Below are 13059 nucleotides of genomic sequence, written 5' to 3'. Positions count from 1 at the left end.
TCCGCTGTCGCAAAGGACGGGGCTTGCATCATTTGAGAAGGATTTATCGTGGCCGAAAAGAGCGGCGCGGACATATTGGTTGAATGCCTGATCGATCTCGGTGTCGAGGTCGTGTTCGGCTATCCCGGCGGCGCAGTGCTGCCGATTTATGACGCGCTCTACAATCACCCCACGATCAAGCATGTGCTGGTCCGCCATGAACAGGGCGCGACCCACATGGCGGAGGGCTATGCCCGCTCGACCGGCAAGCCCGGCGTCGTCCTGGTCACCTCCGGCCCCGGCGCGACCAATGCGGTCACCGGCATCACCGACGCGCTGATGGATTCGATCCCCATGGTCGTCATCACGGGTCAGGTGCCCACGCAACTGATCGGCACCGATGCCTTTCAGGAAGCGGACACGGTCGGCATCACGCGCCACTGCACCAAGCATAATTATCTGGTGAAAGACCCCGGCAAGCTGGCGGGCGTCGTTCATGAGGCATTTCATATCGCCACCACCGGACGCCCCGGCCCGGTCGTCATCGACATTCCCAAGAATGTCCAGATCGCGACCGCGCCCTATAAGCGTCCCGAACCCGTCCAGCATGCCAGCTACCGCCCGCAGATCAAGGCGGACGCGGCGGGCATCGACGCGGCCGTCGAAATGCTGGCCGCGGCCGAGCGCCCCATCTTCTACACTGGCGGCGGCGTCATCAACTCCGGCCCGCAGGCCAGCGCCCTGCTGCGCGAACTTGCCGCGCTCACCGGCGCGCCCGTCACCTCGACCCTGATGGGCCTGGGCGCCTTCCCGGCATCGTCCGACCAGTGGCTGGGCATGTTGGGGATGCACGGCACCTATGAAGCCAATTGGGCGATGAACCAAGCCGACCTCATCCTGTGCGTCGGCGCGCGTTTCGATGATCGCGTCACCGGCCGCCTCGACGCCTTCGCGCCCAACAGCCGCAAGGTCCATATCGATATCGACCGCAGTTCGATCAACAAGATCGTTGATGTCGATGTCGCCATCCAGGCCGACGTCGCCAGCGCGCTCGACGACATGATCGCCCTGTGGAAGCAGCGCGGCCATGAACAGGCCGACCTGTCGGCATGGTGGGACCGGATCGCGGAATGGCGGACGAAAAAGTCGCTCGCTTATGTCGAAAACGGCACCGAAATCATGCCTCAGCGCGCGATCGCGGACCTCTACACCGCGTGTCAGGCGACCGGCAAGGATGTCATCATCACCACCGAAGTCGGCCAGCATCAAATGTGGGCGGCGCAGCATTTCGGTTTCGAAGCCCCCAATAAATGGCTGACCTCCGGGGGCCTCGGCACGATGGGCTATGGCTTCCCCGCCGCCATCGGCGCGCAGATGGGCAATCCCGACAGCCTCGCCATCTGCATCGCGGGCGACGCCTCGGTTCAGATGAACATTCAGGAAATGGGCACCGCCAGCCAATATCGCCTGCCCGTCAAGCTGTTCATCCTGAACAATGAATATATGGGCATGGTCCGCCAGTGGCAGGAACTGACCTATGAAAGCCGCTATTCCAACAGCTATTCCGACAGCCTGCCCGATTTCGTGAAACTGGGCGAGGCCTATGGCTGGACCGGCATCCGCATCGAACAGCCGGGCGACCTGGAAGCGGGCATCCGCCAGATGCTGGAAACGCCGGGGCCGGTGATCGTCGATTGCCGCGTCGCCAAACTGTCCAACTGTTTCCCCATGATCCCGTCGGGCGCGGCCCATACCGAAATGATGCTCGATCCCAACCAGATCGCGGGCATCATGTCGGATGAGGCGAAGGCCTTAGTATGAGGATGGGGGTGTGACGCAGCACCTCCAGTTGCGCGTCCATGTCAGCGAACCGTGGGATTTCGAGCGGATCGCGGGCACGGCCGAGCTGTCGGGCTGGACCATCGACCATGCCGACCCGGCCAATGACGAATGGGTCGTGCATCTGGACGAAGGGTTCGACTTTCACGAGCGGCATATCGGCACGCTGCTGGTCGGTCCCCGCTATGTCGGCGAACATCTCCACCGGATGTTCGATGCGGTGGCGGGACTGCCCGTCCGCGTCGCGCACCGGCAGGATGATGGCTGGCATTATGCCTTTACGGCGATGATTTCGGAACGGGCAGAACCCAGTGACGCCCATGACGATAGGAATGACGGGACAGCCAAGTGATGCATATCCAGGAAGAATTGAACCAGCGGCACGTCCTGTCGCTGACCGTTTCGAACGAAGCGGGCATTTTGGCGCGCATCGCGGGCCTGTTCACCGCGCGCGGCTATAATATCGACAGCCTGACCGTGGCGGACATCACCGACGATCATAGCGTCAGCCGCATCACCATCGTCACCAACGGCCCGCCCAAGGTGATCGACCAGATCATCGCCCAGCTCGACCGACTGGTCCCCGTTCACAAGGTCACCGATCTGACCGAAGTCGGCCCCTTCGTCGAACGCGAACTGGCGCTGGTCAAGGTAAAGGGCACGGGCGAAGACCGGATCGAAGCGCTGCGCCTGGCCGACGTGTTCCGCGCCAAGGTGGTCGATACGACGATCGAAAGCTTCATCTTCGAAATCACCGGCACCACCGACAAGATCGACAATTTCGTGGGGCTAATGCGCCAGATCGGCCTGGTCGAAGTCGGCCGTACCGGCGTCGTCGGCCTGATCCGGGGCAAGGAACCGGTGTAACCACTTCCCCTCTCCCCTGCGGGGAGAGGGTTGCGCAGACTTGGCAGCTTGCTGCCTAGTCGAAGCTGGGAGAGGGGGCACGACGTTTCAGCGTCCCCACCCCCGCTCCAACTTCATCTAGGCCCGGCTGCGCCGAGCCAAGATTTCATATCCTCTCCCCGGCGGGGCGAGGAGATACGTTCGAGGGAAGAGACAGTCATGAAGGTTTATTACGATCACGATGCGGACATCGGCCTGATCAAGGGCAAGAAGGTCGCGATTTTGGGCTATGGTTCGCAGGGTCATGCCCATGCGCAGAATCTGCGTGACAGCGGCGTCGCCGAAGTCGCCATTGCGCTGCGCGCCGGGTCCGCCTCCGCCAAGAAGGCCGAGGGTGCAGGCTTTAAGGTCATGCCGAACGCGGAAGCCGCCGCCTGGGCCGACGTGTTCATGATACTGGCCCCCGACGAGCATCAGGCCGCCATCTATGCCGACGACGTCCATGCCAACCTGCGCCCCGGCGCGGCGCTGGCCTTCGCCCATGGTCTCAACGTCCATTTCGGCCTGATCGAGCCGCGCAAGGACGTGGACGTCATCATGATCGCGCCCAAAGGCCCCGGCCACACCGTGCGCGGCGAATATGTGAAGGGCGGCGGCGTCCCCTGCCTGATCGCGATCCATCAGGATTCAACCGGCAACGCCCACGACATCGCCCTGTCCTACGCCAGCGGCGTCGGCGGCGGTCGCAGCGGCATCATCGAAACCAACTTCCGCGAGGAATGCGAAACCGATCTGTTCGGCGAACAGGCCGTGCTGTGCGGCGGCGCGACCGCGCTGGTCCAGGCCGGGTTCGAAACGCTGGTCGAAGCCGGTTATGCGCCGGAAATGGCCTATTTCGAATGTCTGCACGAACTCAAGCTGATCGTCGACCTGATGTATGAAGGCGGCATCGCCAACATGCGCTATTCGATCTCGAACACCGCCGAATATGGCGATATCAAGACCGGCCCGCGCATCATCACCGAAGAAACCAAGAAGGAAATGAAGCGCGTCCTGGCCGACATCCAGTCGGGCCGCTTCGTCAAGGACTTCGTCCTCGACAACCGCGCCGGTCAGCCGGAACTCAAGGCCAGCCGCATCGCGGCCCAGCGCCATCCGATCGAGGAAACGGGTGCCAAGCTGCGCGCCATGATGCCCTGGATCGGTGCAAACAAGCTGGTGGATCAGGAAAAGAACTGATCTTTTGTCTTATCCCTCCGAACGAAGCGCACAGCTTCGTTCGAAGGGATAGGACATCGTCTGTGATTGGCGATAAGCCCTATTGCAGGACGGGCCGGATCATCGGCGCATTCTTGCGGAGGCGGACGCCGTCGCAATCCGGCTCACCACAGGTACAGGCTTCCAGCGTGTAGCGGACACCGCACATGACCAGCGTATCGCGATCAAAACTATAGTTGGAAATTCCCGCTCGCTCGACTTTTTCCTGAGCCATGGCCTTGAGAGACATGCGAGTCCTACCCTTCCTGTTGGACCTCAATAGTTGATGCTGCGCTGCACAATGTCAATTAACCGACATTGGTTCCGACAATATTTGTCATAATATTGTCTTGTGAATGCCACGGCTCGGCGTAGCGCATACACCCGCTTGCACCCGGCGCGCTCGCCTCCCATATGCCGCCCATGAACGACCAACATCGCAACGCCATGCCGGTCTGGCATGGCACCACCATCATGTCCGTCCGCAAAAACGGCAAAGTCGTCGTCGCTGGCGATGGCCAGGTCTCGATGGGCCAGACCGTAATGAAGCCTAACGCCCGCAAAGTGCGCCGCCTGCATGACGGCTCCGTTATTGGCGGCTTTGCTGGTGCGACGGCGGACGCCTTCACCCTCTTCGAGCGGCTGGAAGCCAAGCTGGAGCGGCATAATGGGCAGTTGATGCGCTCGGCCGTGGAGTTAGCCAAGGACTGGCGCACCGACAAATATCTGCGCAATCTGGAAGCCATGATGATCGTCGCGGACAAGGATGTAACACTGATCCTGACCGGCAATGGCGACGTGCTGGAGCCGTTGAACGGCGTTGCGGCGATTGGATCGGGCGGCAATTTCGCGCTGGCCGCAGCGCGGGCGCTGGTGGACTATGAGGCGGATGCCGAAGCATTGGCGCGCAAGGCGATGGCCGTTGCGGCGGATATTTGCGTCTATACCAATGATCAACTGACGATCGAGACGCTGGACAGCGCAACCTGATCCCACCCATGTTGCAAGCGATTGCTGCGCAATCGCACCCACCCCCTGCCCCTCCCTTGAAAGGGAGGGGGGAGTTTTGGAATGAACGATAATCTGACCCCCAAAGCCATCGTTGCGGCGCTTGACGCGCATATCATCGGCCAGAAGGATGCCAAGCGCGCTGTCGCTGTCGCGCTGCGCAATCGCTGGCGGCGGCAGCATTTGCCCGACGATCTGCGCGACGAGGTGACGCCCAAGAATATCCTGATGATCGGGCCGACGGGATGCGGCAAGACCGAGATCAGCCGCCGCTTGGCGAAGCTGGCCGATGCTCCGTTCGTAAAGGTGGAAGCGACCAAATTCACCGAGGTCGGCTATGTCGGCCGCGACGTCGAACAGATCGTCCGCGACCTGGTCGAGGAAGCGGTGCGGCTGGAGAAGGACCGCCGCCGCGAAGCGGTGCGCGAAGCGGCATCGGAGGCGGCCATGAACCGCCTGCTGGACGCGCTGACGGGCAAGGAAGCGAGCGAGGCGACGCGGCTGTCGTTCCGCCAGAAGATCGAAGCGCATCAGATGAATGAGGTCGAAGTCGAGGTGGAAATTGCCGACAGCCCGTCAATGCCGATGGATATTCCCGGCATGGGCGGCCAGATCGGCATGATCAACCTGTCCGACATGATGTCCAAGGCGTTGGGTCAGAATCAGAAGAAGCGCCGCAAGCTGCGCGTCGCCGACGCCTGGGACAAGCTGGTCGAGGAGGAGCAGGACAAGCGGCTGGACCAGGATGATGTCGCGCGCGTCGCGATCACCAGCGCCGAGCAGAATGGCATCGTGTTCCTGGACGAGATCGACAAGATTGCCGTGAGCGATGTGCGTGGCGGATCGGTCAGCCGTGAAGGCGTGCAGCGCGACCTGTTGCCGTTGATCGAGGGAACGACAGTCGCGACCAAATATGGCCCGCTCAAGACCGACCATATCCTGTTCATCGCGTCGGGTGCCTTCCATGTCGCCAAGCCCAGCGACCTGCTGCCCGAATTACAGGGTCGCCTGCCGATCCGGGTGGAGTTGCAGGCGCTGACAGAGGAGGATTTCGTCGCGATCCTGTCGGACACCAAGGCAAGCCTGGTGGCGCAATATCGCGCGCTGCTGGCGACCGAGGGCGTGACCATCGACCTGACGCCCGAAGGCATCCGCGCGGTGGCGCGGATTGCGGCGGAAGTGAATGGCGAGGTCGAGAATATCGGTGCCCGCCGCCTGCAGACGGTGATGGAAAAGCTGCTGGAGGATGTGAGCTTCGAGGCCGAGGACAGGCGGGGCGAAACGCTGGTCGTCGATGCCGCCTATGTCGAAAAACAACTGGATGCGATCGCGCGCGACACCGACCTTAGCCGCTACGTCCTGTGATCCATAGGCCGCCGACAGATCTTATGCGGATCGGTCGGCTGTCTGATCGCAATCAGTTCATCGCCAGGATCATGTTGCGCACCTGGGGATAGACCTGGCTTTCCCATTTGCTGCCGGAAAAGACGCCATAATGGCCGACGCCCGGCTGAAGATGGTGGCGTTTAAGGTGCGGGCGCAAACCTGTGCATAGGCCATGTGCCGCTGATGTCTGTCCTACGGCGCAAACGTCATCCTTTTCGCCTTCGACCGTCAGCAAGGCGGTATGGCGAATGGCACCCGGTTTGACCAAGCGGCCCCGGTGCATGAGTTCGCCCTTAGCAAGCGAGGCCTTTTGGAACACCAGATCGACGGTTTCGATGTAGAATTCGCGGGTCATGTCGAGGACCGCAAAATATTCCTCGTAGAAATTCTTGATCTTGTCGGCTTCGACCGTCCTGCCGTCGGCCAATAGCTGATAGAGTTCGCGATGCTGCGCGCCGTGGCGCTCCATATTCATCGCCATGAAGGCGGCAAGCTGGATGAAACCCGGATAGACTTCCCGGCCGCCGCCTGCATAGCGAAACGGTACGACCGAGATCAGATTCTTCTCGAACCATTCGATCGGCTTTTCATTGGCCAGATCATTGACCGCGGTCGGCGCGGCGTTGGGATCGATCGGTCCGCCCATCAGCGTCATCGACCTTGGCGTCGCCTTGTCCTTATCCTCCGCCATCAGCGCCACGGCCGCCAATGCCGGAACGCAGGGCTGGCACACCGACACCATATGCGCGCCCGGCCCCATATGCTGGAAGAACTGGATCACATAGTCGACATAATCCTCAAACCCGAAGCGCCCCGCCGAGAGCGGCACGTCACGGGCGTTCTTCCAGTCAGTGATATAGACGTCATGATCATGCAGCAGGGTTTCGACCGTGCTGCGCAGCAGGGTAGAAAAGTGGCCCGACATCGGAGCCACCACCAGCACCTTGGGCTGGGCAGTATCGACCTCATCCTTGACGAAGTGCAGCAAGTCGCCGAACGGCAGATCCAGCGCCACCTCCTCCCGCACCGCGACCTGTGCGTTACCGCTGGTCACTGTCGTGATGTCATAGGCGGGACGCTTGTGCGTCAGCTTTGCGCCTTGGAACACATCCATCAGCGCGAACAGGCGGCGGGGCATTGCCCACTGCGCCATCGGACCCATCGTATCCCGCATGCCAAGGGCGATCTGCGCCCCGAAACGGGCGGGAGCCAGCATGTCGTTCCAGGCCTGATAGCCGCTATAGAGCATTCGCATAATCCCAATCGTGCCTTATTATTCCACCGCCAAACGAATCGGTCTTATCATGAAACGCTATACAGGCTTTTTATGTTGCGCCGCATCATCATAAATGGGAGGTTCCCCAAAGACGGGAGTAATTGCCATGGCTATTGCGGAACTCACTTTATCCAGCAGAAATTATTCCTCCTGGTCGCTGCGCGGCTGGCTGTTATGCCGGATTGCCGGGCTGAAAGTCCAAGAAAAATTAATTGCGCTCGATAACCCGGAGAATCGGGCAGAATTGCTGTTGCTCTCTCCGTCCGTCCTCGTCCCGCGCCTGACCCATGAGGGCGCAAGCGTGTGGGATACATTGGCAATCGCGGAGTATCTGCACGAGCTTTATCCTGATGCCGGCATGTACCCGACCGACCGGATCGCCCGCGCCCATTGCCGGTCCGTGTCGGGAGAAATTCATTCGGGCTTTGCCAATCTGCGATCAGCCCTGCCGATGAACCTGAAGGTCCGGCATGCGCGCTTCCCGATTTTTCCGGGAGCCAAGCCGGACATCGAGCGGATCGAAGCGATTTGGGCCGAATGCCTGGCCAGCTATGGCGGTCCGTGGCTGTTCGGGGACAAGCCCACCGTCGCCGATGCGATGTTCGCGCCCGTCGCCGAACGCTTCCTGACCTATGCGGTGCCGGTGTCCGCTACCACCGCCGCCTATTGCCAGACGATCAATGGCTGGCCGCTGATGCGGGAGTGGATCGACGAAGCACGGGTCGAGCCGGATGAAGTCGAGGAACTCGATATCGAATTCTGACACGCCCTTTCCCCTGCGATGGCATGGGGATAGAAGCGGCTGATGACGATACGCACGCTTGGCCTGGCTCTGGCCCTCACTGCCGCCCTTCCCACCCCGCTTGCTGCGCAGACGACCGATCCACAGCAATTGGCGCTCTCCGTCCGCACTCTGGCATCGGACCTGTTCGAAGGGCGCGCGCCCGGCACGGTCGGGGAGGAGCGGACGATCGGCTATCTGGTCGGCCGGTTTCAGGCTTTGGGGCTGGAGCCGGGTGGTCCCGATGGCCAATGGGTGCAAAGCGTGCCCCTGCTCCACACCCGCCTTGGCAAGGCGGAGAAATTGGGCATCGCGCAGGGCGGCGTCACGACGGACTGGACCGTTGGCAAACACGTCTATCTCTCCACCCTCCAGCCCAAGGACAAGGTTGCGGTGGACGCCGCGCCGTTGGTGTTCGTGGGCTATGGGGTTTCCGCGCCCGAACGCGGCTGGGATGATTATAAGGGCGTGGACCTCAAGGGGAAGGTCGCGGTTTTTCTGATCAACGATCCCGATTTCGAAGCGACCAAAGGCGAGGAAGCGTTCGGTGCATTCGGCGGACGCGCCATGACCTATTATGGCCGCTGGACCTACAAGTTCGAGGAAGCCGCGCGGCGCGGGGCGATCGGCGCGCTGATCGTGCATGATACGTCGGGGGCGGGCTATGGCTGGAACGTCGTGGTCAGTCCCGGTGGCGAAAATTACGATCTCGTTCGTCCGGCCGACAAGTTGACCAGCCTGGCGGTACAGGGCTGGGTCGAGGGCGACGCCGCCAAGGCCTTGTTCGCTGGCGCACGCCTTGACCTGGCTGCGCTGCGCAAGCAGGCGCGCAGCAAGGCGTTCCGTCCGGTGGAACTGACCGGGGCGCGCTTCTCTGCCGCCTTTCCGGTGACGCAGGAAGTGGTGCAGAGCGCCAATGTCCTGGCGCGCATTCCCGGCACCAAACGGCCGGACGAGACGGTGATGTATGGCGCGCATTGGGACGCCTATGGCAAGGGCGCGCCCGACGCACAGGGACGCATCTATCGCGCCGGGGCCAATGACGATGCGCTCGGTATCGCAGGCCTGTTCGAAATTGCGCGCGCGTTCAAGGCTGGCCCTGCCCCCGATCGATCGGTCCTGTTCGCGGCCTGGACGGCGGAGGAGCGCGGGTTGCTCGGCTCCGAACATTATGCCCAGAACCCGGTCTGGCCCCTGGACAGCACTGTCGCCAACCTGACCCTCGACATCCTCCAGACCGCTGGCAAGGCGAAAGACGTCATCCTGGTCGGCAAGGGGCAAAGCACATTGGAGGATGATCTGGCGAAAGCCGCCGCCGCCCAAGGCCGCGTCGTCACGCAGGAAAGTCTGCCCGAACGTGGTCTCTTCTATCGCGCCGACCATTTCTCCATGGCCAAGCGCGGCGTTCCCGTATTGCTGCTGATGGGCATTGCCGGGGCGTCCGACCTGGTGGAAGGCGGCCGTGCGGCGGGGCAGGCCTGGGTCGATGCCTATACCGGCCAATGCTATCATCAGGCCTGCGACGCGATCGGCCCGGATTGGAAGCTGGACGGCGCGGCGCAGGATGTCGACCTGCTGCTGGACATCGGCCGTGATCTGGCCACCTCGACGCGGTGGCCTCAATGGAAGCCGGGATCGGAGTTCAAGGCGGTGCGGGACAAAAGCGCGGCGGCGCGCCGCTGACGCCGAAAGGCGCGCGAATTGGTGATCGGACGCTGGGGCGGGGCATAAGAAAAAGGGCTTCTCCCGCGTAGGAGAAGCCCTTTTTTTTAGAGTGTTATGACTTGATGCACATTCGCTTCGTCATTGCGAGCGCAGCGAAGCAATCCATTGTGGTGCCGGTGGATTGCTTCGCTGCGCTCGTAATGACGATTCGATTTCAAGTCATCCGGCTCTAGTTGATCCGCCGATCAAGCGGCCAGCTTGCGCAGCACATATTGCAGGATGCCGCCGTTCAGGAAATATTCCAGCTCGTTGATCGTGTCGATCCGGCACAGCGCGGTAAAGGTGAAGGTCGAACCGTCGGCGCGCTTGACGATGACGTCCACGTCCTGGCGCGGCTTGAGGCCCGCGACATTCTGGATGGTGAAGGTTTCGTCGCCAGTCAGGCCAAGTGTGTCCTTGCTCTCGCCATCCTTGAACTGGAGCGGCAGCACGCCCATGCCGACCAGGTTCGAGCGGTGGATACGCTCGAAGCTCTCGACGATGACCGAGCGGACGCCCAGCAGGTTGGTGCCCTTGGCCGCCCAGTCGCGCGACGAGCCGGTGCCATATTCCTTGCCACCGATGACGACCAGCGGCGTGCCGTCGGCCTTATGCTTCATCGCCGCGTCATAGATCGGCATGACTTCGCCTTCATAGCGGGTCATGCCGCCTTCGACGCCGTCCAGCATCTGGTTCTTGATGCGGATATTGGCGAAGGTGCCGCGCATCATGACTTCATGATGGCCACGGCGCGCGCCATAGCTGTTATAGTCGGCCTGGGCGACCTGATGCTCGCTCAACCACTGGCCAGCCGGGCTGCTCGCCTTGATCGAACCCGCGGGCGAGATGTGGTCGGTGGTGATCGAATCGCCGAAGATCGCCAACGGCTTGGCTTCGATGATGTCGTTGACCGGCGCCGGGGTCATGCTCAGCCCTTCGAAATAGGGCGGGTTGGCGACATATGTGGAACCTGCGCGCCAGCTATAGGTGTCCGAGCCGGTCACGTCGATCGCCTGCCAATGGGCGTCGCCCTTATAGACATTCTCGTAGCGCGCCTGGAACATCGCACGGTCCATGCAGCCTGCCATGGTCGAGGCAACCTCGGCATTGGTGGGCCAGATGTCCTTGAGATAGACGTCGTTGCCAGCGGTGCTGACGCCGATCGGGGTGGTGATGAAATCTTCGATCACCGTGCCCTTGAGCGCGTAAGCCACGACCAGCGGCGGGCTGGCGAGGAAGTTGGCGCGCACGTCGGGCGACACGCGGCCTTCGAAGTTGCGGTTGCCCGAAATGACGGCGGCCGCGACCAGGCCGTTTTCGTTGATCGCAGCGCTGATCGCAGGTGCCAAAGGCCCGGAGTTACCGATGCAAGTCGTGCAGCCATAGCCGACGAGGTTGAAGCCGATCGCGTCCAGATGCTCCTGAAGGCCTGCCTTGTTGAAATAGTCGGTGACGACTTGGCTGCCGGGGGCCAGCGACGTCTTGACCCAGGGCTTGGGCTTGAGGCCGAGTTCGTTCGCCTTCTTGGCGACGAGGCCAGCGGCGACCATGACGCCGGGGTTCGACGTGTTGGTGCAACTGGTGATGGCAGCGATGGTCACGTCACCGTCGCCAATGTCGAAATCCTTGCCCTCGACCGGAACGCGCTGCTGCGCCTTCTTGTAGACGTTGGCGAGGTCAGCGTTGAACACATCATCGACTTCCGGCAGCGAGACGCGATCCTGCGGGCGCTTGGGACCGGCGAGGCTGGGGACGACCGTCGACAGGTCGAGTTCCAGCGTGTCGGTGAAGACGAGATCGGCGGCGGGGTCGATCCAGAAGCCCTGCTGCTTGGCATAGGCTTCGACCAGCGCGAGATTTTCGTCGCTGCGGCCGGTCAGGCGCATGTAATCGATCGTCTTGTCGTCGATGCCGAAGAAGCCGCAGGTCGCGCCATATTCCGGGGCCATATTCGCCAGCGTCGCGCGGTCGGCGAGGCTGAGCGAAGCCAGGCCGGGGCCGAAATATTCCACGAACCGGCCGACAACGCCCTTCTTGCGCAGCATTTCGGTGCAGGTCAGCACCAGATCGGTGGCGGTCACGCCCTCGTTCATCGTGCCGACAAGCTTGAAGCCGACGACTTCGGGGATGAGCATGGAGACGGGTTGGCCCAGCATCGCCGCTTCCGCCTCGATCCCGCCAACGCCCCAGCCGAGCACGCCCAGGCCGTTGACCATCGTGGTGTGGCTGTCGGTGCCGACGCAGGTGTCGGGATAGGCCACCATCGCGCCATCGGCGTCTTCGCTCGACCAGACGGCCTGGGCGATATTTTCCAGGTTCACCTGATGGCAGATGCCGGTGCCGGGGGGCACGGCGTAGAAATTGTTGAGCGACTTGCTGCCCCATTTCAGGAAGTCGTAGCGCTCCATATTGCGCTGATATTCGATTTCGACATTCTGTTCGAACGCTTTGGGCGTGCCGAATTCATCGACCATGACCGAGTGATCGATCACGAGATGGACGGGCACCTGCGGGTTGATCTTGCTGGCGTCCGCGCCGAGCGCGTTCATCGCGTCGCGCATGGCGGCCAGATCGACGACGCATGGTACGCCGGTGAAATCCTGAAGCAGCACGCGCGCGGGGCGATACTGGATCTCACGCTGGGCCTTGCCCTTGTCATTCTGCCAGTCGACGATCGCCTGAATGTCCTCGACCGTCACGGTGACGCCATCTTCGAAGCGGAGCAGGTTTTCGAGCAACACCTTCATCGAGAAAGGCAGTCGCGAAACGTCTCCCAATTTCGCGGCGGCCTTTTCGAGCGAATAAAAGGCGATGTCCTTGCCGTCGACATTCAAAATGTCGCGGGTGCCGAGCGTGTCCTGTCCGATGGCGGTCATAAGTTGTGCGTCTCCTCGCAAATGCCGCGGCCATGCGGAGGCAAGATGACGCTTTCCACCCGTCTCTCGCCGACCGGCCCGATGGTCCGGGCGACAAGGTGGAGGGA

Annotated in this window: 11 protein-coding genes; 8 read left to right on the top strand and 3 right to left on the bottom strand. The window is 62.0% G+C overall.

What is annotated here, in order from left to right; translation table 11 throughout:
- Nucleotides 1-48 precede the first annotated feature (48 nt).
- From V2I08_RS05485 to ilvC, 4 genes are all read left to right on the top strand, one after another.
- Entirely contained in the window at nucleotides 49-1800 is a 1752-nt protein-coding gene (locus V2I08_RS05485) for an acetolactate synthase 3 large subunit (RefSeq protein WP_313923756.1), read from the top strand.
- 10 nt (nucleotides 1801-1810) lie between these two features.
- Complete coding sequence (locus V2I08_RS05480; protein WP_349634187.1) at nucleotides 1811-2170, top strand: hypothetical protein; 360 nt, start codon at nucleotides 1811-1813, stop codon at nucleotides 2168-2170.
- On the top strand, nucleotides 2170-2685 hold the full coding sequence (gene ilvN / locus V2I08_RS05475) for an acetolactate synthase small subunit (protein WP_037479805.1): 516 nt from the start codon (nucleotides 2170-2172) through the stop codon (nucleotides 2683-2685). The genes V2I08_RS05480 and ilvN overlap by 1 nt, the downstream gene beginning before the upstream one ends.
- A 198-nt stretch (nucleotides 2686-2883) precedes the next feature.
- A complete protein-coding gene (gene ilvC, locus V2I08_RS05470; RefSeq protein ID WP_043152671.1) occupies nucleotides 2884-3903 on the top strand; it encodes a ketol-acid reductoisomerase in 1020 nt (339 codons plus the stop codon).
- A gap of 79 nt (nucleotides 3904-3982) precedes the next feature.
- Here the strand turns inward: ilvC and V2I08_RS05465 are convergent, their stop codons facing one another.
- Nucleotides 3983-4171, bottom strand: coding sequence for a hypothetical protein (locus V2I08_RS05465; protein ID WP_310224660.1), 189 nt, complete (start codon nucleotides 4169-4171; stop codon nucleotides 3983-3985).
- Between the two features lie 173 nt (nucleotides 4172-4344).
- Here V2I08_RS05465 and hslV point away from each other — a divergent pair, with 173 nt between their 5' ends.
- Together hslV and hslU are read left to right on the top strand one after the other, a co-directional pair.
- Nucleotides 4345-4911: an ATP-dependent protease subunit HslV gene (gene hslV, locus V2I08_RS05460; RefSeq protein ID WP_349634186.1), complete on the top strand. Its 567-nt coding sequence runs from the start codon at nucleotides 4345-4347 to the stop codon at nucleotides 4909-4911.
- Nucleotides 4912-4992: 81 nt separating this feature from the next.
- The gene (gene hslU / locus V2I08_RS05455) at nucleotides 4993-6294 is read left to right on the top strand and encodes an ATP-dependent protease ATPase subunit HslU (protein ID WP_349634185.1); all 1302 of its coding nucleotides are present in this window, start codon (nucleotides 4993-4995) and stop codon (nucleotides 6292-6294) included.
- A 52-nt stretch (nucleotides 6295-6346) separates the two neighbouring features.
- On the opposite strand, the gene V2I08_RS05450 is transcribed toward hslU, so the two are convergent.
- Nucleotides 6347-7570, bottom strand: a complete 1224-nt coding sequence (locus tag V2I08_RS05450) for a polyhydroxyalkanoate depolymerase (protein ID WP_349634184.1) — start codon at nucleotides 7568-7570, stop codon at nucleotides 6347-6349.
- A gap of 127 nt (nucleotides 7571-7697) precedes the next feature.
- Here V2I08_RS05450 and V2I08_RS05445 point away from each other — a divergent pair, with 127 nt between their 5' ends.
- Both V2I08_RS05445 and V2I08_RS05440 read left to right on the top strand, forming a co-directional pair.
- Nucleotides 7698-8354 (top strand): glutathione S-transferase, encoded by a 657-nt coding sequence (locus V2I08_RS05445; RefSeq protein WP_349634183.1) that lies wholly within the window; start codon nucleotides 7698-7700, stop codon nucleotides 8352-8354.
- A 42-nt stretch (nucleotides 8355-8396) separates the two neighbouring features.
- The gene (locus V2I08_RS05440; RefSeq protein WP_349634182.1) at nucleotides 8397-10055 is read left to right on the top strand and encodes a M28 family metallopeptidase; all 1659 of its coding nucleotides are present in this window, start codon (nucleotides 8397-8399) and stop codon (nucleotides 10053-10055) included.
- 227 nt (nucleotides 10056-10282) lie between these two features.
- Here V2I08_RS05440 and acnA read toward each other — a convergent pair whose 3' ends face one another.
- Complete coding sequence (gene acnA / locus V2I08_RS05435) at nucleotides 10283-12952, bottom strand: aconitate hydratase AcnA (RefSeq protein WP_349634181.1); 2670 nt, start codon at nucleotides 12950-12952, stop codon at nucleotides 10283-10285.
- Between the last annotated feature and the right edge of the window lie 107 nt (nucleotides 12953-13059).

Source organism: Sphingobium sp. MK2, from assembly GCF_040170545.1.
In the GTDB taxonomy this organism is placed as follows: Bacteria; Pseudomonadota; Alphaproteobacteria; order Sphingomonadales; family Sphingomonadaceae; genus Sphingobium.
Note: the sequence above shows the minus strand (reverse complement) of the source record. Positions and strands in the feature narration are given on the sequence as shown.

Coding starts and splice junctions, on each gene's coding strand:
- ilvC (WP_043152671.1), top strand. CDS start 2,884: ATGAAGGTTTATTACGATCACGATGCGGACATCGGCCTGATCAAGGGC.
- acnA (WP_349634181.1), bottom strand. CDS start 12,952: ATGACCGCCATCGGACAGGACACGCTCGGCACCCGCGACATTTTGAAT.
- V2I08_RS05450 (WP_349634184.1), bottom strand. CDS start 7,570: ATGCGAATGCTCTATAGCGGCTATCAGGCCTGGAACGACATGCTGGCT.
- V2I08_RS05440 (WP_349634182.1), top strand. CDS start 8,397: ATGACGATACGCACGCTTGGCCTGGCTCTGGCCCTCACTGCCGCCCTT.
- hslV (WP_349634186.1), top strand. CDS start 4,345: ATGAACGACCAACATCGCAACGCCATGCCGGTCTGGCATGGCACCACC.
- hslU (WP_349634185.1), top strand. CDS start 4,993: ATGAACGATAATCTGACCCCCAAAGCCATCGTTGCGGCGCTTGACGCG.
- ilvN (WP_037479805.1), top strand. CDS start 2,170: ATGCATATCCAGGAAGAATTGAACCAGCGGCACGTCCTGTCGCTGACC.
- V2I08_RS05445 (WP_349634183.1), top strand. CDS start 7,698: ATGGCTATTGCGGAACTCACTTTATCCAGCAGAAATTATTCCTCCTGG.
- V2I08_RS05465 (WP_310224660.1), bottom strand. CDS start 4,171: ATGTCTCTCAAGGCCATGGCTCAGGAAAAAGTCGAGCGAGCGGGAATT.